Source organism: Brachyspira innocens ATCC 29796 (assembly GCF_000384655.1).
In the GTDB taxonomy this organism is placed as follows: Bacteria; Spirochaetota; Brachyspiria; order Brachyspirales; family Brachyspiraceae; genus Brachyspira; species Brachyspira innocens.
Genome location: NZ_ARQI01000117.1, coordinates 20,430 through 40,391, shown reverse-complemented (window position 1 = coordinate 40,391; position 19,962 = coordinate 20,430). Strand labels below are relative to the sequence as shown.

Below are 19,962 nucleotides of genomic sequence, written 5' to 3'. Positions count from 1 at the left end.
TGTAATTTTTAATATATTTTTTAAAAAAAAAGTTTGATTTTTTTTTACTAATTGATATTATATAGTGAAGTTAATCTTAATAAATAAGAATTATTTTTTATAAATAAATATATACATACAAAACGGAGGAAAAATAAATATGGCTGCTAAAACATTAGAAGAAGTTTTATATTCAATATTTCAAGGTGAATCTAATGCTGCAAATAGATATAGTTCATTTGGAAAAGCATCAAGCAATAAAGCTGTTCAGAAAGTGTTTTCAACAACATCTTTGGCAGAAAAAATACATGCTGAAAAAATGAGAAAATTAGCTTTAAGAAGCGGATTAGATATGAGTAAATTTGTTCCAGAACTTAATCCCGTAGCTCCTGCAAGCGACAGAGAAAATTTAGAAGCAGGTATAAAAGGAGAAGTATATGAATCTACTATACTTTATCCTCAATTAGCTCAAGTAGCTGTAGAACAAAAAAATAAATTAGTAAGTGAAACAGTAAACTCTTTAGGAAAAGTAGAAACTGAACATGCTAAATTATTCCAAGACATTATAGATAATTTTTTAAATAAGGATGCAGATGTAACTTTTTATCTCTGTCCTAGCTGCGGTAATATATACAGAGACAAAGCTCCGGAAACTTGCGAAACTTGCGGCGGTTCTGGAAAAATGTTACAAAAATATTAATGCATTAATTTATTTATAAAATTATTTATATACTTTTTTTACAATCGAATAATATTATTGACTTTATATAAAAATCATGTTAAATAATATTGTTGTAAAAAATGTATTAAATATCAAAAAATAATAACGAGGTGAAATATGAACATACCTTTAATAATCACCTTCGTTGTAGTTGCGTTTGTTTTTGGATATATAACCCGTTTTGTTATAGCGAAAATAAAGCTTAACTCTACGGAAATAATAACACATAAGTTGCTTCAAAGTGCAAGAGAACAAGCAGAAAATGAAAGAAAGACTATACTTTCCGAAGCTAATTCTGAAATACAAAAAGAGCGTAGCAGATTAGAAAATGAGAATAGGGATAGAAAAGCAGAGATTCAGAAATTAGAAAATAGAGTACTACAACGAGAGGCCAATCTTGATAAAAAATCTCAGTATTTGGAAAATAAAGAACATAATATTGAGAATAAAATGAAAAAGATTAAGGAGCAGGAAGACAGGCTCGCTTCTGTTATAGAAGAAGCTGAAAAAGAATTGGAGAAAATAGCTGGTTTTACAAGAGAAGAGGCTAAAACCAATTTGATAAAAGAAATAGAAGAAGATGCCAAAAAATCTGCTGCTAAGATAGTTGATAACATAGAAAAAAATGCTATAGAAACAGGCGAAAGAAAAGCAAGAGAGATAATCGTTCAAACCATACAGCGTCTTTCAAGCGAAGTGGCTCAGGAAACTTCTGTAACTTCTGTATCTTTGCCTAGCGAAGAGATGAAAGGAAGAATCATAGGCAGAGAGGGAAGAAATATAAGAATGCTTGAAACACTTACTGGTGTTGATATTATTATAGATGATACTCCAGAGGCTGTTGTTATATCATGTTTTGATCCTGTAAGAAAACATATTGCTAAAGTTTCATTAGAAAAACTTATATTAGACGGAAGAATACACCCCGCAAGAATAGAAGAGGTTGTTGAAAGAACTAGAAGAGAAGTTGAAGATTCTATAATGGAGGCTGGAGAAAACGCTATTGTGGATTTAAATCTTACAACTATGCATCATGAATTAATAAGGCATATGGGAAGACTTCAGTACAGAACTAGTTACGGACAGAATATGCTTCTTCACAGTAAAGAGGTTGCAAATATTGCAGCTATGATAGCAGCTGAAATAGGTGCCAATGTTGATTTGGCTAAAAGAAGTGCATTTCTTCATGATATAGGTAAGGCTATAGAGACTGAAGGTGAAGGTTCTCATGCTATGAGCGGTGCTGATTTAGCTAAAAGATGCGGTGAAAAAGAAGAGGTTGTTAATGCTATAAGGGCACATCATAATGATGTTGATACTCAAACTGTTGAAGCTGTTATAGTAAAAGCAGCTGATGCTATCAGTGCGGCAAGACCTGGTGCTAGAAGAGAATCTTTTGAAAGCTATATAAAACGTTTGGATAATCTTGAAAAAATAGCTGACAGTATAGAAGGTGTTGAAAAATCATTTGCTATACAGGCTGGAAGAGAGCTTAGAGTAATGGCTAAAAGCGATATGGTAGATGATACTCAGGCCAAACAGATTGCCAGAGATATTGCTAAACGTATAGAAGATGAGTTAAAATACCCCGGTATAATAAGGGTTACAGTTATTAGAGAGACTAGGGCGGTTGAGGTTGCCAGATAATTTTTAAATTAATTTTTAATTAAAGGTAAATTAAAAATGTCTATAAAAAATATATTATGTCTTGGTGATGTAATTGGTGTTACAGGACGTTATGCTGTAAGAAGGCATTTAGAAGAGATAAAATTAGAAAATAATATAGATTTTGTAATAGCCAACGGAGAAAATGCTGCTAATGGTATAGGTATTACTAGAGATACTGCAGCTGAGCTTTTTGACTCTGGGGTGGATGTGCTTACTTCGGGTAATCATATATGGAACAATAGAGATGTATTTGCTCTTATAGGAAATGAGCATCGTCTGATTCGTCCTTATAATTACCCAAACGATGCACCAGGTCTTGGCTATTATATATATGAGATGTTGGATTGTAAGATTGGCGTGCTTAATCTTATGGGAAGAACATTTATGGATCCTTTAGATTGTCCTTTTAAAAAGGCTAATCTTGCAATTAAGCATATGAAAGAAAGAACTAATCTTATATTTGTGGATTTCCATGCTGAAGCTACAGCAGAAAAAATAGCTTTCTCATACTATCTTGAAGGTCAGGTTTCATGTGTTTTCGGCACACATACTCATGTACAGACAGCAGATGAAAAAATACTATCTTCTCATACTGCTTATATATCTGATATTGGTATGTGCGGAAGCTACTATTCTGTTATAGGTATGAAAAAAGATGCTGCCATTGCTAGATTTGTTACAAAAATGCCTCATAGATTTGAGGTTGAAACTTCGAGTCCTATGATTAATGGTATTATAGTTCAGGCTGACAGTGATACTGGAAAGGCTATTTCTATTAAGAGAATAAATTTTGTATATCACAATGATATAGTTGAAAGGCAGGAAAAATAATAAAAATAATTTTTTAAAGACTAGCATTATGGAAAATTATAATTCACCAAAAATATTTTTAAGACATTTTTTTATTTTTTATATAAAAGTTGCTGTTATACATACTCTTACATATATAGTTTTTGGTTTATTATTTTCTAATCTATTTGACTATACATCTGTTTATGATGATCCTATAATAATAAATTTTATGAGAGGTTTTGAATCGCCTCTAACTGTTATAGGGCCTTTTCTACAGCCTATAAGAGCGATATTCATAGCCATAGCTTTATTTCCCATTAGAAGAATTATAGCCTCTAAACTGGGCTGGCTTATTGTATGGCTTATATTTATTTGTATAGGTGTTATAGCAGCTCCTATTTCGGCTCCAAGTTCTATAGAAGGTATAATATACACTCAGATTCCTATCAAATTTCATATAATTTCTTTTCCAGAGGTATTTATACAAACTTTAGCATTTTCTCTTATATTATGGGTGGCTGAAATAATACCGCATAGTGAAAAAGAATTTTCTAATAGAGAATTCTTAGTAAAAATATTTCTTTCTGTTATCTATACTATGTTTGGTATATTCTTAACTTCTGTATGCGGTATAATTATTATGAATTTCCTAGAATTAAATTATCATGATGCCAAATTGGACAGAGGTACTATTTCATATTTAAGCACTATATCTATATTAACAATAATTATATCATATTCATTTGCTAATAAAGTATATAAAAATAAATTGTGGCTTTTACTTACTATTCCTCTTATTTTAATAATATATATAGTTTTCCCTTATGGTTATAATTATATATTTGATACAGTTTATAATAATAATATGGCTTTAATACCTTATAGTTTATCTGCTGTTTTGATGGCTATTATTTACTGTCTTATATTTGTGTTATTTTACGGCAAATTAAAAAACAGACATAAAAAAACTGAGGAAGTTTATAGAGAAGATAACAGTAATAAAGACCATAATGAAGTAAAAGTTATAGAAATTAATCCTGATGATGACAGAACAGAAGAAGGGGATATTAAAGTTATAGAGCTTACTCCTGAAAATGATGATTCTGATAAAAAGTAAAATTTTGTTAATAAGACAAAAAGTTTAAAATGTCCACTAATTGATAAACATTAATAATTAAATGTAGTGTAAAATGTATCAAATGTATTATAAAAGTATAAAAAATATAGTTTTTTGTTTATTTATGATAAATTTAGTTTACATTTCAAAACTTGTTATATTTACTTATATATTATTTAGTGTATTATTTAAATGAATAAATAAAAATAATTTAATTTGAAGATATCATTATGAGAAAAATATTTTTTTATATAGCAATTATATTTATAAATAGTTTATTATTATTTTCAAAAGAAGCTGTTGAAAGACCAGTTTCAGATAATCCGAATTTCAGCTCTTCAAAGTTTAAAGATTGGCTTTTAGTAGCTACATTTGATAAAAATAATGTTCCTAGTTTTCAATTCATAGATAAGACAGAGGATAAATGTTGGGAGCTTAACAATTCAGACACTAAAGAGTATATGTACAGCGGTAAAAATTCAAAAGCTGGTATATTCTTTATATCAAGTATGAAATATTATCAATACAGAGGCTACAATCCTTTGTATACAGCCAAAAGAAACAGAGATAATGCTGATGCTATGAAACGTTTTTATTTTTATAGATTTACTGGAAAAGGCGGCGGAATAATATCATTAGATAATACATTAGTTGCTGTTGATATATACACAAAATATGTTTATATATATGGTATTCCAGTAGAGGAGGATACAGTATTTGGAGTGGAAGTTCCTTTAAGATGGGGACCTTCTGACAATGTTACTTATAAAGGTACTCTTCTTCCTTTCTATGAGTATGATCCTGTAGGACATGTAAATGAAGATGGTACGGTTGTTTTATATCCTTCTTATCAGAACTCTTTCTTGGATAAAGTTAATCGTTATCAGCCTTTTTATAACAAAAAATATATTTATAGATAATTTTCTAATCTGATAAAGTTTTATTAACATAAAAATGCTATTGCTTTATTGATAAGGTGATAGCTATTTTTTATATTTAATACTCGCTCTATTTATTTTTATTATAGCTTTTGAAATTACTTTACTATATTATATAAAAAATATTCAATTTAATACTTTACATGCTATATTCTTATTGTTTTAGTATATAAATATAGTTTGTTAAAAATTAATTTTTTAAATATAAAATTATTCTTCTATTGTTTCTGTTTCTGGTATTTCGGGTATAGATTTTAAATAGATTGATGATATCTGCCAATTATCTCTATTCATCCATTTAAGTGTAGATTTTAATTTGGCAGTAAACTCGGCTATTTTATTTTTATTACATATTTTAAATCCATCGCCTGAAAAATATGTTCCAGTAATCCATTTTTGTTCTTTTTTGGTATATAGGCAGTAAAATGAATCTTCTCCAAAAGGCGGGCTTATTACTATTTTAAATATTGAGTTTTCTGGAGGCACTATATAATTTTTTCTTGATTCTATTTTATTATGGTATTGATTATCTATGTAATTATTAAAGTCATTGGGATGCATTAGTATTACAGTTCCGTCATTTTGAAAGGCGAATATATATATATATCCTTCTGTATTGGATCTGAAATTTAATGAAAATGATTCCCCTTCTATTATTTCACCAGAATTATATATTGAGTTAGTTTTATTTTCTAATGATATTCTGTCTATTCTTAAAGTTAAATTAACACCATTTATAGGCGGTTCAAAGGATTTGAATATATAGTTTGAAAAGTAAAACTCCAAATATGTGCATATTTCCTGTATTACTGATATAGTTTCTGATGATGTTTTAAGCTCATATTCCTTTAACGTTTCCATTGTTTCTATATCAATAACTTTAAAATTATATTTTATATCATATAGTTCTTCATCGCTTTTTTCATCAGCGGCTTTATCTGTACCTTCGGTTTTCTTTCCTATTCCATATTCTATTAAATCTCCCAAATCTTTAATTTCATTTGTGAGAGTTATACCATTTGTGATAACTATATCATTGCTTATCATATTATTTGTAATATTATAATTACTAAGAACCGTATTTATATTATCAGAATTAATTACTATATTATTATTTGAAACAGAATTATTTGTACTCTTTAATACTTTTTCGCTGTCCATTATAATAGCTGCTTTTATATTAAGATTAGAAGCTACAGTTAATCCTTGTTCAAGCGTTAATTCATTAGTAGAGAATAATTTCTTTTTTGTTCTATCTACAGATATAGAAGTTTTTTGTTTTAAATATGCGAACCTGTTTATAGTTCTTACAAGTTCTTTTCTTAAAGGTTCATTTTCTCTTAAACTATGATCCAAATCTATAGTTGCTATAGGCATTCTCTCTCTTGAATAAAGGCTTGATGTTATTAATAATAATGTAAGGAATAAAAAAAACTTCGACTTCAAATTGTCTCCTAATATTCAAGAGTATGTATTGTACTGTTTTCTCTTTCATGTATTTTTTCAAGCATATCCATAATTCTTGATAAATCATCGCTGCTGTAATATTCTATAACTATTTTTCCTTCTTTACCGTTTTTATCTATAACATTAACTTTTGTAGAAAATATTTTTTCCAAATCATTTTCTAATTGTCTTATATTAGGGTCTTTTTTTATTTCTTTTTTATTGTCTTTTTGATTATTTTCAGTATTCTCCTGCGAGTTATTATCATTTTTTCTCTCTTTTACTATTTTCTCACATTCTCTTACTGAATATCCGTTTTCTATTATTTCTTTTGCGAATGTTTCTCTTTCATTTTCATCTGTTAATGATAATATAGCTCTAGCATGACCTTCTGTAATTTTGGATTCTAATATTAAGTTTTGTATATTTTCACTTAAATCTAATATACGCATTGAATTTGATATGGTACTTCTGCTTTTTCCAACACGGTTAGCCAATTCTTCCTGTTTGATATTTAAATCATATATTAATTTTTTGTAGCTTCTTGCTATTTCTATAGGGTTCAAATCGGCTCTTTGTATATTTTCTACAAGCGTAAGTTCAAGCATTTTTGAATCATCTATATTTTCAAGCACTAATGCAGGTACTTTATCTCTATTTAAAAATTTAAATGCTCTGAATCTTCTCTCGCCTGATATAATTTGATACTGACCGTCTTTTTCTCTTAAAGTTATAGGGTTTATAAGTCCGTTTTCTCTTATAGATTCTGCAAGTCCCTGTATTTCTTCTTCATTAAAAATTTTTCTAGGCTGGTCTGGATTTACATCTATAAGTGAAATATCTACTTCTAATACTCCTCTTTTTTCTGCATCTAAAGCTGCTTTTCTAATTTCACTGTCAGCAGATTTTATTAATGCATTCATACCTTGACCACCAAGTCCACCTTTTCTGCTCATAAAACCCTCTTAATCTTTATTTAATTAACATATTATATTATTTATTGATAACTTTTTCAAATTTAAAAAACTCTTCAGGACCGCTCTCTATTCCTTCAAGTTTATTATATTGATTATAAAAAGCAACTATATGAAAACCGCATTTATTCACATAAAAGTTTATATTACGCTTTTCAAAATACGGAGTATAACATGTCCAAATTTTTGTTTGAGGATATTTATTTTCTATAGCTTTCCAAGATAAATATCCTATTTTTTTATTTTGATATTCTGGATATATAAAGAAGAAATGAAGTTCATTATGATTTGTTTTATCATTTATTTCTACTATTGTTCCTCCTACTTTTTCATTATTAAGTATTAAGTGATAAGAATACGTGTCATTTGTATTTAAAGACTCGTCAATATCTTTTTCTTCTGGAATTTTATCTGTAATATTTTCTTCAAAATACTTTTGAGCACCAAACATAAATGATTCCTGTAATTTATTTTTAAATACAGAAATATCTTCTTTTTTTACATCTTGTAAAATAATATTATTCATACTAGTAATATCCTCATATTTTAAAAAATGATAATTATTTAGATTTTTCAATAAACTCTTTAGCAAATTCTCTGTAGCTTCTAGCTCCAACGCAGTCTTTATCATAATCACTTATAGCCTTACCGTATGAAGGAGCTTCGCTTAAACGCACATTTCTAGGTATCATAGTTTTATATGTCTTTTCTTTAAAGAAATTTACAACCTCTTTTACTACATCAGAAGATAATTTTGTTCTGGCATCATACATAGTAAGAAGTACCCCCTCTATTTTTAATTCTTTATTAAGATTTTCTTTTACAAGTGCTATAGTATTATTAAGTTCAGCTACTCCGTCTAAAGCATAAAACTCACATTGTATAGGTATAAGAACAGAATCTGCAGCAGTTAGAGCATTAAGTGTTAGTATACCCAAAGTAGGCGGGCAGTCTATAATAATATATTCATAGTCATTTTTTATAGTTTCTATAGCTTTTTTTAATTTGTATTCTCTGGCTATTTCATTAACAAGTTCTATCTGAGCACCTACCAAATCTGAGTCGGCTGGTATTAAAAACAGATTCTCCTGATATGTAGGCATTATTACTTCTTTTGTACTAGCTTCTCCTATTAGTAGGTCGTATACGCTTTTTTTCATCTTATCTCTTGTGATGCCGATACCCAAACAAGCATTTGCCTGAGGGTCTATATCTATAAGAAGAGTTTTATGACCCATTTTTGCTATGCTTGCACTTAGATTAACTGCTGTAGTTGTTTTTCCAACTCCGCCTTTTTGATTGACTATGGCTATAACTTTAGACATAAATATATCCTTAAACTATCATGAAATTATACTATTATATCAAAATCAGGTATTTTATCAAGTTTTTTATTATCTAATTTTATACTTAAAAATATATAAAATACGCATAAAGTATTGACAAATTAATATTATTATATATACTAATTTAATGATATATTAATTTTATTTTTGTTTAATTTAAGTATATTTAATTATAACTTAAAATAGGAGTTTTTTATGAGTGATTATGATTATAATAATGAAAACAATACTAACAATGAGAACAAACCAGCACAGTCTGGAATACTGCCTTGGATACCTTTGATATTGGCTGTAATATATACAGTTTCTCCAGTAGATTTGGTGCCTGATGTAATACCAGTATTAGGCTGGTTTGAGGATGCATTATTTCTTTTAGTGGGAGGGCTTAACGGCATACAGAATGGTGTTGTAGAAGCTAATAGTTCCATAAGAAAAATAATTAAGTTCATAAAATGGGGGCTTTTAATAGTAGGAGTTATAGGAATTTTAATAGTTGTTCTTTTGGTAGTTTTAGTATTTAAAGTAGCCGCAAATTAAAAAATTAGCATAATTAAATTCTAATGATGTGCATATAATGCTTAAAATATTAAATGTGAATTAGAAATTGATACTGATAATGCTAGAGAAAAATACATAATATTGGTTATCTGTATGATATAGGTAAGTTTTTTAAATAATTCTTTTTAATTAAAAAAATAAAAAGGCAGGAGTTTTAATAATAATTTTCTGTCTTTAATAGTTTTCATATATGCTGCTATTTTGTATTCGTATATGATTATTATTATATAATGTTTAATTTTAATAATTAGGGTATTGCCTAAATCTACAAATAATAATTATAGAATACTAAAAAGATAAAATTATTAAATATTTATTGATTTAGTTTTAAATGAAATCCAGCCATAAAAAAGGGCTTATATTTAAATAAGCCCTCTATATAATAAAATTATATTAAATTACTTATTGTTCATTACCAAAAGAAGGTAAGTACCAAGTGATACCAGTAGTAGTTTCAAAATATACAGGTATTGAATTTCCATCTGGAGCATAATCTCCATTAACATCCATTTCAAAATACCATTCTAAATCTTCAACTGGTGTAATATAAAGTTCTGTATATGCTGACCAAGCTAGTGCATGAGTAATGCCTGAACCTTTTAATCCATCATCAATAATGGAATATCCTAAACCAGGTTCCATATATAAAGAAACTATATCACTGCTTGCTTCTAATCCTAAAGTAGGAAGTATTGATAATTGGTAAGTTTCTCTTTCAAGCAAATCAGCACCAGTATTCATAGGTATTATTACACTGTCTGAATATACTTCATAACTTCCTAAAGTTTTTCCTTTAGCACCTAAAGAAGTATCATAAGTAACTTTAATAAATGGAGTAAGAGAAACGTTTCCAACTACTGCTCCAAAGTATAGTCTAAAATCAAAACCGAATGATGAAGCTGTGTATGTAGAAGAAGTATCTTTAGTTTGATTAATTCCGTATTTTAATATTAATCTGAATTGTTTAAAAATATCTGAATCACTATAATATCTTATTTGTGGGTCAAGACTTATGCCTGTATATTTATAATTATTAGCATTGTATAGGGAATCTGTTATGGCAATTTGCACTGGAACTACTATTCTTAAATTGTTATTTAATGCATTAACAGCCAAAACAGGAGTATGTATACCAAAATTTTTATATGAATTTAGGTTTTCATCTATTACTGGCATAGTATAATTATACCCGATACCTATTCCTATTAACTCTGAATTATATCCTATACCAGCAGATATAGTAGCATCCAAATTAAAATTATTATCTGAAGAAGTTAATATTGAGCCTAAATAACCAGTATTGGCTCTGAAACCGAATGTACCTTTAATAGTATCATTTCCCAATGTAAAACCTAATTGATCCATTCTAGCTCTGAATTGGTTTCCATCTGTAAGAAAATCAATCCAATCATTATTATTGCCGTACATACCAAAAACTAATGCATTACTTATAGACAGCACAGCAATCACAGTAAATAAAACTTTTTTCATAATTGAAGTCTCCTAAAAAATTTAGGAAATTATATACATTATATACAGAAAAATCAAATTTATTTTACATTGAAATATATTTTTTTTAATTAATATTTTATACTTGTTTCAAAACTAAATTTGTTAATATTTATAAATTTTTAATTTAACATTTTTTAATTATAGTTGGGGCTTTGCACCACACGTACGTGCCCAGTTCTTTTATGACGCCTGTCCGCCCGCGGCGTGGTATAAGGCACAGCCCGCCTTCGGCGAGAACCAAAAGAACTGCATTTTGTAACTTAAACAATATGATTTATACAACATATAAAATATTTATTTAAACAATTATTAATATTATTTAATTTAGCATAAAATAAACAACTTGCAAAATTGTTTGTCAAGTACTTTTGAAACAAGTATAATATATCGTAAATATGTAATCAAAATTAGCATGAGCAGGCATTATCTGCATTCGGGTGTTTATGCTTATGTGAAAGCTCTATATCTATTTGATTTTTTTCAAGCTCTATTAAAGTTCCGTCTTCAAAACAAAATATTCTATTAGATATTTTTGATATTCTTTCCACATCATGAGTAACCATTATTATAGATACATTTTCATTTTTATTTAAATTATAAAGTATATTGTATATTAATTCTGTGGTTTCTCTGTCAACTCCATTAGTAGGTTCATCTAGTACAAGTAAATCGGGTTTTGATATTAAGGTTCTAGCTAAAAATACTCTCTGCACCTGACCTCCTGAAAGTTTGTATATCATTCTGTCTTTATAATTTTCCATACCTAAAAGTTTTAAGGCTTCTATAACTTTGTCATGATGTTTTTTATTAGGAAATTTAAATAATCCTATATCAGCAAAATTATTAGACATAACAATTTCATAAACTGTAGCTGGAAAATGCATTATTTTAGAATAGGCATTTTGTTCCAAATAGCCAATTTTTTTCCAATCTTTAAAATTATTTATATCTTCTCCGTATAGTTTTATACTTCCTTTATATTGATGAAGTTCTCCTAGTATAAGTTTTAATATAGTGCTTTTTCCAACTCCATTAGAGCCTATTATAGATACGAAATCACCTTTATTTATATCAAAACTTATACATCTTAATATGTCGTCTGAAGTGTATCCAAAATGTACATTTTTAAACTCTATAACTTTATTCATAATGCTATTCTTTATATTATTATATTAATATCTTATTGATTAAGACCATTAGTCAACGATATAAGGTTTTTTTCCATTACAGAAAAATAATCATCACCATTTTTTATATCTTCTTCGCTTAAAGATTCTATTGGATTTAGAGTGTATGTAAGAGCGTCAGTTTCTTTAGCTATAGAATCTACCAATTTTGAACTTGAAAACTCTTCATAAAATATGGCTTTTATATTATTATCTTTCATAAAACTTATTGTTTCTGACATAGCTTTAGGGTCAGCTTCATCTCTTGCAATAGCCACCTGATTTAAAGAATATTCTTTACAGAAATGTCCGAAAGCAGGGTGTGTTACTATAAGATTAGTATTTTTTACATTAGATAAATTATCTCTGAAAGTTTTATCAAGTTCATCTAAACGTTCAGCATATATATTGTAATTAGAATTATAATATTCAGCATTATTTTTATCTATTTCTGAGAGAGCATTTTTAATATTTTCCATTTGTTTTTTTGCTTTTATAGGAGAAAGCCAAAAATGAGGGTCTAATTCTTCTTTTTCTATGCCATATGAACTTTCTAAATAATTCAAATCATTTATACTTTCTTTTACAGTATCAGCCCAATGTTCCATTCCGCCGCCGTTATATATAAAAATGTCTGCTTTGTTTAAATTAGCCATATCTTTTGAAGTTATTTCAAAGTCATGCGGTTCTGAACCAGATGAAGTCATATTATAAACATCTGCTTTTTCTCCGCCTATTTTTTTGGCAAAGTCATATATAGGGTATATACTTGCATAAACCTGAAGTTTTTCAGAGTTTGATTTTGGCTTATTTATTACAAGATAATTTTCAGATGATTGGCTGTTATTATCTTTTTTTGCATTATTATTACAGCTGATAATTGATATTAATATAAAAATAGTTGTTATAATTTTATTCATATGTTAAAAATCCTTTAATAAATAATTGATAAATATAATTTTAATATTATAATACTATAATTGTCAAATTTCAATATGTTTTACTGCACTAACATTTGGATAATATATAAAAATACATATTCAAATATAAAAACTTTTTACCGACAATAATAACGGTACTATAAATAAAAAAATAGGATAATTATGAAATATATTGTACAGATTTTAGCTATATTATTAATTATATTATCTTGTTCAACAACAAAATCTGTTGCCAATACAGAAATTAATACGGATAGTCTTAACGGCAGAAAATTTAAATTGGTAAGTATATATCCAGAAATGAATATTACTATAGAGTTTACTCCAGATACTATTTTTGGATTTTCTGCTGTTAATGATTATTCATCATCATATATGCTTGACGGTGATATATTTAATGTATTATCTATATCTATGACAAAAAGAACTGGAAGCAAAGAGGAAATTGCAGCTGAAATTGAATATCTTAATATGCTTAAAAATGCAACTTCATATGAGATTAAAGGCAAAAAATTAACAATATATACATTATTGTCAAACAATAACTTAGTGTTTGAAGAAATATAATTATTATTTGGATATTTTAAGATGGTAAGAAATTTTGTATTAATATTTAGTTTTATTATAATAATTTTTATAAGCTCCTGTGCTTCATCAAAGAAATCAATATCTGTATCTACAAGTACGCTTAATGGAAAAACATTTCAGCTTACTAATATGTTTGAAGGAAGAGGAATTACTATATCTTTTTATAATGAAGAGTTTTACGGATACAGTGGTTTTAATACTTATTTAGGAAAGTATGAAATGAGAAGAGGTAACATGATTATATTTAAAGATATGGTTGTTACAAAAATGGGAGGAGAATCAGAAGCTATTGAGGCAGAAAGACAATATATTGAATTATTAAACAAGGCATCTTCTATAGAACTTACAAGTAATATGCTTACCATAATAACATTAGATGAGGAAAAGCTTGTATTTAAAAGAATAAAATAAAAATAAAATGAATAATAAAAAAATTATATATATATTACTTGGTATAATTATCTTTATTTTATTATGGAGTTTTGTTTCTATTAAAATTAATTCTGAAATAATATTTCCAAATATATTTACAATAATAAAAAAGTTAAGAGATATAGTATTAGAAAAATCATTTTATAAAGATTTGATGTATAGTATAGTTAGAGTATTTGCGGCATTTATTTTATCATTTTTGTCTGCTTTTTTATTCGGGGTATTATCAGGTATATTTTTACCTTTAAGATATATACTTATGCCTATAATAAATTTTATACGTACTATACCTACAATACCTCTTATATTGGTTGCTGTAATATGGTTTGATAATAATACAGTGCCTATATTTGTTTCTATGCTTGTTATATTTCCTATAATATATGATGCTATTACTAACGGCATTATAAATGTTGATAAAAATCTTATAGAAATGTCTTTATCTTACAATGTATCTTTAAAAAATCAGATAATTAGTCTTTATATACCTTCTATAAAACCTTATGTATTAACTGCTTTATCTCAGTCTATGGGTATTACTTGGAAAAGCATATTAGCAGCCGAAATATTGGCACTTCCTAGCTTTGGTATAGGAAGCAGACTTTATGAGTCGCATTTATATTTGGATACTGTGAGTTTATTTGCTTACTGTCTTATTGCTGTAATATTTAATGCTGTTTTTGAAATCATTATAAGGATTACTCATGACAGATAAAATATTTAAATTAGAAAATATAAATCTGTCATATAAAGATTTAATAGTATTTAAAAATTTTAATATAGACTTTCATTTAAATAGTATAAATATAATATTAGGCTCTTCAGGTTCTGGAAAGACTTCGCTTTTGAATATAATCTCTTCAAATATTGCCAAAGATGATAAAGCATTTGTATATCAGGAACCTAGACTTCTTAATTATTTCAACTGCTACAAAAATATAGAATATGTACTTAAAGATAAAATAAAAGAAAAAGATAAAAAAAATAAAATAGATGAAAAAATAAAATATTCTTTAGAAATGGCAGGGCTAACAAAAAATACATATTCAAAACCAAGCGAATTAAGCGGAGGAATGAAGCAGAGATTATCACTTGCAAGGGCTTTAGCTTATGATTCAAATTTTATACTTATGGACGAACCTTTGCAGGGGCAGGATATAAAAAAGAAAAAAGAGCTTATTGATATAATAAAAAAAATACAGGTAAGTACAAATAAAACTTTTTTCTATGTTACACATGATGTATCTGAAGCTGTTATGCTTGGAGATTATTTGTATGTGCTTTCAAATAAAGAAGGGTATACTAAACTTACATACGAAAGAGAAATAAAAAGCAATGATTTAAATAGCACTTTACAGTCAGAATTAATAGAGATTTTAATCAGCAGTTGATTACTATATTTTTGTAAATGTATTATCTTCTTTTTTACTGACTTTGTTAAGGCTGCTTTCAATACCTAATGGTACTTTTTAAAACTCAATTACTGCAGTTTTATATGTTAGATATATGTATTAAACGTATGATAATATCTATAGTACATACCTTTCCAAAGGAATGCTTCGTAAGGTGTTCTTTTATAGCAATCTGAAGTACTCTCCGTACAGCCGTAAAAAAACTGGTTTTGGAAAAGACTTCAAAATATGCGAATTTAAAAATTTATTTTTTGACAAACTATATTTGTTTATGTATATATAATGTTTGTGCAATTATAAATCATTATTATGAATTGATAATTTATTTATCTGCCGATTTTAACAGTTTTTTGAAGTTTAAGCTAAATAATGTTATAGTTGTACATACTGCTAAAAAATCAGCTATCGGTTCTGCTAGTAATACAGCCATAACTTTATTATCAAAAAATATAGGAAGTATGAATATAAGAGGTATAAGTAGTATAACCTTTCTTAATATAGCAAGGAATGCTGATATTTTAGCATTGCCTAAAGCAACAAATGTCTGCTGACATGCAGTCTGGGCTCCAAATATTAAAGAGCTAGCCATATATATTCTTAAAGCCCATACACTGTAATTTATTAACTCTTCATCGCTTGTGAATATTCTTACAAATAAATATGGGAAAAATACTGATATTGTCCACATTAAAGCAGAAAATGATAAACAGCTTATAAGAAGTATTTTAAAAGTACTTTTTACTCTTTGCAAATTTCCAGCTCCGTAATTATAGCTTATAATAGGCTGAGCTCCCTGAGTAAGTCCCATTATAGGAAGAAAAGAAAACTGCATAATACTGATTAATATTGTCATAGCTCCTACCGCTAAATCTCCTCCGTACTTTAAAAGAGAAGTATTAAAAGATACAGACAAAATACTTTCGGTAAACTGCATTATAAACGGAGAAAATCCTAAAGCCAAACAAGGAAGTATTATATTAGGCTGTATTTTGAAATTTTTTATTTTTAATTTTAGGATTGTTCTTTTTGATGTCATAAATGATAGAATCCATATGCAGGATATTGCCTGTGATATGATTGTAGCAAGTGCGGCACCTCTTACGTCCATATTAAATACAAATATAAATATAGGGTCTAATATAATATTAACTAAAGCTCCTATTAATACTGTGAACATACTTGTTTTTGCTTTACCCTGTGCTGTTATAAAAGTGTTTAGTCCCAATGCCAACTGCACAAATATTGTTCCAATAGAGTATATTCTTAAATATCTTAATGCATATATGATAGTGTTTTCGCTAGCACCAAAAAGCATAAGTATAGGCTTTGCAAATATTATTAGTATTATAGTTAAAGTTATAGAGATTATGATTAAAGTCATAGTACAGTTTCCAAGTATCTCTTCCGCTTTATCATAATGTTTTTTTCACATCATAATAGAAGCACGAGGAGAGCCTCCCATACTTACAAGATATGCAAATGCTGATACTGCTATAATTACTGGCATTGTTACTCCCACACCAGTTAAAGCAGTAGCTCCGATATCTTTAATATGACCTATATACATTCTGTCTACTACATTGTATAATACATTTATTATCTGTGCTGCTATTGCTGGAAGTGCCAATTGAAATAATAATTTTCCTACTGGCTTATTTGCTAGATCATTAGTTTTTTTATCTGTATTTGAATTGTTTAATACTGCTTCACTTTCCATAGTTATTTCCGCATAATAATTTTTAATAAACTTATAATATGATAAACCTATTTATATTTTAGTCAAATTATTTGTTTATATGTACATATTTACATACTGGGCATTATTGACTTAAAAAATTAATAATTATATCATTAGACCTATAAATTTTTTGGATACACAAATGAAAAAAATATTTATTACATTTATAATTTCAATTCTTTTTATTATTTCATGTTCTGATGATAATACTGTCAAAGTTTTTACAATAGTTCATATGAATGATACACATTCAAAGAATAAAGAATTTACAACAGTGTCGAAAGAAGACGGCAGTACCAACAGATACGGCGGAGCTGCAAGAAGAAAAACTTTTATTGATAATATAAAAAAGACTAATGAAAATGTTATAGTTATGCATGCGGGCGATACTATTACTGGAAGTGTTTTTTCTATTGTTTATCAGGGAATGGACGAAGCTGAACTTATGAATGATTTGGGTGTTAATGTATCTGCACTTGGCAATCATGAATTTGATTTTGGTATAAATCAGCTTAATAATATTATAAGTAATAGAAACTTTCCTACAATAGCATGCAATGTTAAAGTTATATCTACTGGTGAAAATTATGTGCCTTCTTATATGATAACTAATATTAAAGGTATAAATGTTGCTGTAGTTGGAGTGCTTCAAAGTGAGAAAATGAATATTACTCAGGGTCTTGATTATATAGATATAGAAGATGAAATATTATCTTTAAAAAATCTTTTAAATACTACTCCTATAAATACAACAAATGACATGACAATTTTATTAAGCCATGCAGGATTTGACACTGACAAAAAAATAGCAGAGAGTATGCCTAATGTATTTAATATTATAATAGGCGGACATACCCATACATTGATTGAAAAACCAGTTATTATAGGAAATACCACTATAGTGCAGGCTGGAGAGTACGGAGAGTATATTGGTACTATAGATGTGATGTTTAAAAATGGTAAATATGCTTATCCTAATTATAAACTTACAAGATTAGATGAAACTATAAAAGAAGATGAAACTATTCTTTCAAAAATAGATGAGATGCAAAAAGAAGTTGATAAAGAGTTTAATACTGAAATAGCTGTTTTACCTTATGCTTTAACTGACGAAGATGTAAGAAATAAATCTACAGCTTTGGGTAATTTTGTTTCGGATATAGTCTCTTCATCGCAGGAAAATATTGATATAGCATTAATTAATTCAGGCTCTTTAAGAGGAGAGCTTCCAAGCGGAAAAGTTACATTAGGAAATATTTATGAGTTTTTTCCTTTTGATAATCTTATAATACTAACCACTTTAAGCGGAAGAGAATTAAAAAATATATTAGAGCTTTCAGCTTCAAGAGTAGGGGAGGGAGCGTTTTTACAGGTTTCAAAAGACTGCATTATTAATTTTGACAGTAGCGGAAAACTTTTAGAATCATATATAAAAGGAAATCCTATAAATGATAATGAAAAATATGTTGCAGCTGTTGCCGACTATATATTTAATGGAGGCGAAAAATATATAGATTCTAATGGTAAGCCTTTATTTCAGTATGGAGAAAATACAATACATACAGGGCTTGACATAAGAGATTTAATAATAAAAAAATTAAAAGAATATAAAAATGTTCCAGAGAGTGCCATTGATAATAGAGAGCGCATAATATTTAATTAAAAAATTCTAATGATATAGAAACGATTTTATTTTTTAAGTATAATATATAATTAAAAAAGGGGCTGTAAATAACAACCCCTATATTTGATTAATAATTATACTTATTTTAAAGCAGCTGAAAGTTCTATGTATCCTGCATCTTTTAGATAGTTAACGTTTTTAAATCCGTTATCAAGCATATACTGAACAGTTTTTCCAGAGCGTCCTCCTGTTTTGCAGTAAAACATATATTTTTTGTTTTTGTCTAATGATAATAATTTTTTGCTGTAGCCTTTAGCTCTGTAGTCGATGTTTACAGCATTTTTTATAATTCCTGTTTCTTTAATCTCTTCTGGTGTTCTAGCATCGACTAATACTATGTTAGGGTCAGCATTAAGTGATGATATAAAGTCATTAAGTGCTAATCCGTTTTTACCCACAACTTTTATATTGTCAAGTTCGTATGATTCGGTTTTTGCTGTTTGAGCATTGCTCATAACTGCTGTTAATAATAATGTGAAAATAATAAAAAGATTTCTTTTCATAGGTGTACTCCCTATAAGTATATTTAATTTATTAATTAGACGAATATTTTTTGTAAAAGTTCCCAAAAAACATATTTTTTTTTATTTTTTATAATAAAAATTTGATTTTTTATAATTGTAAAGAATTATTATATAAAAAAGGACTGTAATAAACAGTCACTTTTATATTTTTTTGAGTATTTTTTAATATTTTTATATCATATTATGAATACTTTCATTATTGTCAAAAAGCTGATGAATATCTTTATTAATTTCATGGAATTTAAAATCGCTTTTTAAAAACTCTGTTAGATATTGAAATTCTTCTTCAGTAAGTTGAACTCGTACTAAGCATGTAGTAAAATATAAGTCATAAGCATTATCTGCAAATTTTTGTATAACGTCTAAATTGTCTAAATTTAAAATAGCATTATTAAATTTTAATATTTTAGTCATTTTATTTCTCCT

The 19,962-nt window shown here is 27.5% G+C and carries 20 protein-coding genes and 1 pseudogene; 11 read left to right on the top strand and 10 right to left on the bottom strand.

Annotation, left to right across the window (positions count from 1 at the left end; translation table 11 throughout):
- Positions 1–139 precede the first annotated feature (139 nt).
- The 5 genes from F811_RS0109555 to F811_RS0109535 all read left to right on the top strand — a co-directional run bounded on the left by F811_RS0109555 (position 140) and on the right by F811_RS0109535 (position 5,197).
- Complete coding sequence (locus F811_RS0109555) at positions 140–679, top strand: rubrerythrin family protein (RefSeq protein WP_020005024.1); 540 nt, start codon at positions 140–142, stop codon at positions 677–679.
- Positions 680–817: 138 nt separating this feature from the next.
- Positions 818–2,347 (top strand): ribonuclease Y, encoded by a 1,530-nt coding sequence (gene rny / locus F811_RS0109550; protein WP_020005023.1) that lies wholly within the window; start codon positions 818–820, stop codon positions 2,345–2,347.
- A 36-nt stretch (positions 2,348–2,383) separates the two neighbouring features.
- Complete coding sequence (locus F811_RS0109545) at positions 2,384–3,199, top strand: TIGR00282 family metallophosphoesterase (RefSeq protein WP_020005022.1); 816 nt, start codon at positions 2,384–2,386, stop codon at positions 3,197–3,199.
- Positions 3,200–3,227: 28 nt separating this feature from the next.
- Entirely contained in the window at positions 3,228–4,277 is a 1,050-nt protein-coding gene (locus F811_RS0109540) for a hypothetical protein (RefSeq protein WP_020005021.1), read from the top strand.
- Positions 4,278–4,507: 230 nt separating this feature from the next.
- Positions 4,508–5,197, top strand: a complete 690-nt coding sequence (locus F811_RS0109535; protein WP_020005020.1) for a hypothetical protein — start codon at positions 4,508–4,510, stop codon at positions 5,195–5,197.
- A gap of 228 nt (positions 5,198–5,425) precedes the next feature.
- On the opposite strand, the gene F811_RS0109530 is transcribed toward F811_RS0109535, so the two are convergent.
- The 4 genes from F811_RS0109530 to F811_RS0109515 form a co-directional block, all read right to left on the bottom strand.
- Positions 5,426–6,592 carry a DUF4384 domain-containing protein gene (locus tag F811_RS0109530; protein ID WP_020005019.1) on the bottom strand — a complete coding sequence of 389 codons (1,167 nt, stop codon included), beginning with the start codon at positions 6,590–6,592 and terminating at the stop codon, positions 5,426–5,428.
- 77 nt (positions 6,593–6,669) lie between these two features.
- Positions 6,670–7,617 carry a ParB/RepB/Spo0J family partition protein gene (locus F811_RS0109525; protein ID WP_020005018.1) on the bottom strand — a complete coding sequence of 316 codons (948 nt, stop codon included), beginning with the start codon at positions 7,615–7,617 and terminating at the stop codon, positions 6,670–6,672.
- Positions 7,618–7,654: 37 nt separating this feature from the next.
- Positions 7,655–8,161 (bottom strand): GNAT family N-acetyltransferase, encoded by a 507-nt coding sequence (locus tag F811_RS0109520; protein WP_020005017.1) that lies wholly within the window; start codon positions 8,159–8,161, stop codon positions 7,655–7,657.
- A 34-nt stretch (positions 8,162–8,195) separates the two neighbouring features.
- Complete coding sequence (locus F811_RS0109515) at positions 8,196–8,960, bottom strand: ParA family protein (RefSeq protein WP_020005016.1); 765 nt, start codon at positions 8,958–8,960, stop codon at positions 8,196–8,198.
- Between the two features lie 216 nt (positions 8,961–9,176).
- Between F811_RS0109515 and F811_RS0109510 the strand changes: the two genes are divergently transcribed.
- Positions 9,177–9,518: a YkvA family protein gene (locus F811_RS0109510; RefSeq protein ID WP_020005015.1), complete on the top strand. Its 342-nt coding sequence runs from the start codon at positions 9,177–9,179 to the stop codon at positions 9,516–9,518.
- Positions 9,519–9,941: 423 nt separating this feature from the next.
- Here the strand turns inward: F811_RS0109510 and F811_RS0109505 are convergent, their stop codons facing one another.
- The 3 genes from F811_RS0109505 to F811_RS0109495 form a co-directional block, all read right to left on the bottom strand.
- On the bottom strand, positions 9,942–11,030 hold the full coding sequence (locus tag F811_RS0109505) for a variable surface family protein (protein ID WP_020005014.1): 1,089 nt from the start codon (positions 11,028–11,030) through the stop codon (positions 9,942–9,944).
- Between the two features lie 428 nt (positions 11,031–11,458).
- Positions 11,459–12,199: a metal ABC transporter ATP-binding protein gene (locus F811_RS0109500; protein ID WP_020005013.1), complete on the bottom strand. Its 741-nt coding sequence runs from the start codon at positions 12,197–12,199 to the stop codon at positions 11,459–11,461.
- A 32-nt stretch (positions 12,200–12,231) separates the two neighbouring features.
- Positions 12,232–13,137, bottom strand: a complete 906-nt coding sequence (locus F811_RS0109495; protein WP_020005012.1) for a metal ABC transporter solute-binding protein, Zn/Mn family — start codon at positions 13,135–13,137, stop codon at positions 12,232–12,234.
- Between the two features lie 183 nt (positions 13,138–13,320).
- Here F811_RS0109495 and F811_RS0109490 point away from each other — a divergent pair, with 183 nt between their 5' ends.
- From F811_RS0109490 to F811_RS0109475, 4 genes are read left to right on the top strand one after another with little or no spacing between them, the layout of a single operon-like run.
- Positions 13,321–13,725: an META domain-containing protein gene (locus F811_RS0109490; RefSeq protein ID WP_020005011.1), complete on the top strand. Its 405-nt coding sequence runs from the start codon at positions 13,321–13,323 to the stop codon at positions 13,723–13,725.
- A 21-nt stretch (positions 13,726–13,746) separates the two neighbouring features.
- Positions 13,747–14,157 carry an META domain-containing protein gene (locus F811_RS0109485; RefSeq protein ID WP_020005010.1) on the top strand — a complete coding sequence of 137 codons (411 nt, stop codon included), beginning with the start codon at positions 13,747–13,749 and terminating at the stop codon, positions 14,155–14,157.
- Positions 14,158–14,164: 7 nt separating this feature from the next.
- Positions 14,165–14,893 carry an ABC transporter permease gene (locus tag F811_RS0109480; RefSeq protein ID WP_020005009.1) on the top strand — a complete coding sequence of 243 codons (729 nt, stop codon included), beginning with the start codon at positions 14,165–14,167 and terminating at the stop codon, positions 14,891–14,893.
- Positions 14,883–15,569: an ATP-binding cassette domain-containing protein gene (locus tag F811_RS0109475; protein WP_020005008.1), complete on the top strand. Its 687-nt coding sequence runs from the start codon at positions 14,883–14,885 to the stop codon at positions 15,567–15,569. The genes F811_RS0109480 and F811_RS0109475 overlap by 11 nt, the downstream gene beginning before the upstream one ends.
- A gap of 343 nt (positions 15,570–15,912) precedes the next feature.
- Here F811_RS0109475 and F811_RS16055 read toward each other — a convergent pair.
- Positions 15,913–17,307: pseudogene (locus F811_RS16055) on the bottom strand (MATE family efflux transporter).
- A 163-nt stretch (positions 17,308–17,470) separates the two neighbouring features.
- On the opposite strand from F811_RS16055, the gene F811_RS0109465 reads away from it, so the two are divergent.
- Complete coding sequence (locus F811_RS0109465; RefSeq protein WP_020005005.1) at positions 17,471–18,991, top strand: bifunctional metallophosphatase/5'-nucleotidase; 1,521 nt, start codon at positions 17,471–17,473, stop codon at positions 18,989–18,991.
- A 101-nt stretch (positions 18,992–19,092) separates the two neighbouring features.
- On the opposite strand, the gene F811_RS0109460 is transcribed toward F811_RS0109465, so the two are convergent.
- Positions 19,093–19,515, bottom strand: a complete 423-nt coding sequence (locus F811_RS0109460) for a rhodanese-like domain-containing protein (protein ID WP_020005004.1) — start codon at positions 19,513–19,515, stop codon at positions 19,093–19,095.
- A 192-nt stretch (positions 19,516–19,707) separates the two neighbouring features.
- On the bottom strand, positions 19,708–19,950 hold the full coding sequence (locus F811_RS0109455; RefSeq protein WP_020005003.1) for a hypothetical protein: 243 nt from the start codon (positions 19,948–19,950) through the stop codon (positions 19,708–19,710).
- Between the last annotated feature and the right edge of the window lie 12 nt (positions 19,951–19,962).

Excerpts from the sequence above, each read along its gene's own strand:
- F811_RS0109530 (WP_020005019.1), bottom strand. The coding sequence starts at position 6,592 with ATGCCTATAGCAACTATAGATTTGGATCATAGTTTAAGAGAAAATGAA.
- F811_RS0109535 (WP_020005020.1), top strand. The coding sequence starts at position 4,508 with ATGAGAAAAATATTTTTTTATATAGCAATTATATTTATAAATAGTTTA.
- F811_RS0109490 (WP_020005011.1), top strand. The coding sequence starts at position 13,321 with ATGAAATATATTGTACAGATTTTAGCTATATTATTAATTATATTATCT.
- F811_RS0109545 (WP_020005022.1), top strand. The coding sequence starts at position 2,384 with ATGTCTATAAAAAATATATTATGTCTTGGTGATGTAATTGGTGTTACA.
- F811_RS0109555 (WP_020005024.1), top strand. The coding sequence starts at position 140 with ATGGCTGCTAAAACATTAGAAGAAGTTTTATATTCAATATTTCAAGGT.
- F811_RS0109485 (WP_020005010.1), top strand. The coding sequence starts at position 13,747 with ATGGTAAGAAATTTTGTATTAATATTTAGTTTTATTATAATAATTTTT.
- F811_RS0109500 (WP_020005013.1), bottom strand. The coding sequence starts at position 12,199 with ATGAATAAAGTTATAGAGTTTAAAAATGTACATTTTGGATACACTTCA.
- F811_RS0109505 (WP_020005014.1), bottom strand. The coding sequence starts at position 11,030 with ATGAAAAAAGTTTTATTTACTGTGATTGCTGTGCTGTCTATAAGTAAT.
- F811_RS0109455 (WP_020005003.1), bottom strand. The coding sequence starts at position 19,950 with ATGACTAAAATATTAAAATTTAATAATGCTATTTTAAATTTAGACAAT.
- F811_RS0109480 (WP_020005009.1), top strand. The coding sequence starts at position 14,165 with ATGAATAATAAAAAAATTATATATATATTACTTGGTATAATTATCTTT.
- F811_RS0109520 (WP_020005017.1), bottom strand. The coding sequence starts at position 8,161 with ATGAATAATATTATTTTACAAGATGTAAAAAAAGAAGATATTTCTGTA.
- F811_RS0109515 (WP_020005016.1), bottom strand. The coding sequence starts at position 8,960 with ATGTCTAAAGTTATAGCCATAGTCAATCAAAAAGGCGGAGTTGGAAAA.
- F811_RS0109465 (WP_020005005.1), top strand. The coding sequence starts at position 17,471 with ATGAAAAAAATATTTATTACATTTATAATTTCAATTCTTTTTATTATT.
- F811_RS0109495 (WP_020005012.1), bottom strand. The coding sequence starts at position 13,137 with ATGAATAAAATTATAACAACTATTTTTATATTAATATCAATTATCAGC.
- F811_RS0109460 (WP_020005004.1), bottom strand. The coding sequence starts at position 19,515 with ATGAAAAGAAATCTTTTTATTATTTTCACATTATTATTAACAGCAGTT.
- F811_RS0109525 (WP_020005018.1), bottom strand. The coding sequence starts at position 7,617 with ATGAGCAGAAAAGGTGGACTTGGTGGTCAAGGTATGAATGCATTAATA.
- rny (WP_020005023.1), top strand. The coding sequence starts at position 818 with ATGAACATACCTTTAATAATCACCTTCGTTGTAGTTGCGTTTGTTTTT.
- F811_RS0109540 (WP_020005021.1), top strand. The coding sequence starts at position 3,228 with ATGGAAAATTATAATTCACCAAAAATATTTTTAAGACATTTTTTTATT.
- F811_RS0109510 (WP_020005015.1), top strand. The coding sequence starts at position 9,177 with ATGAGTGATTATGATTATAATAATGAAAACAATACTAACAATGAGAAC.
- F811_RS0109475 (WP_020005008.1), top strand. The coding sequence starts at position 14,883 with ATGACAGATAAAATATTTAAATTAGAAAATATAAATCTGTCATATAAA.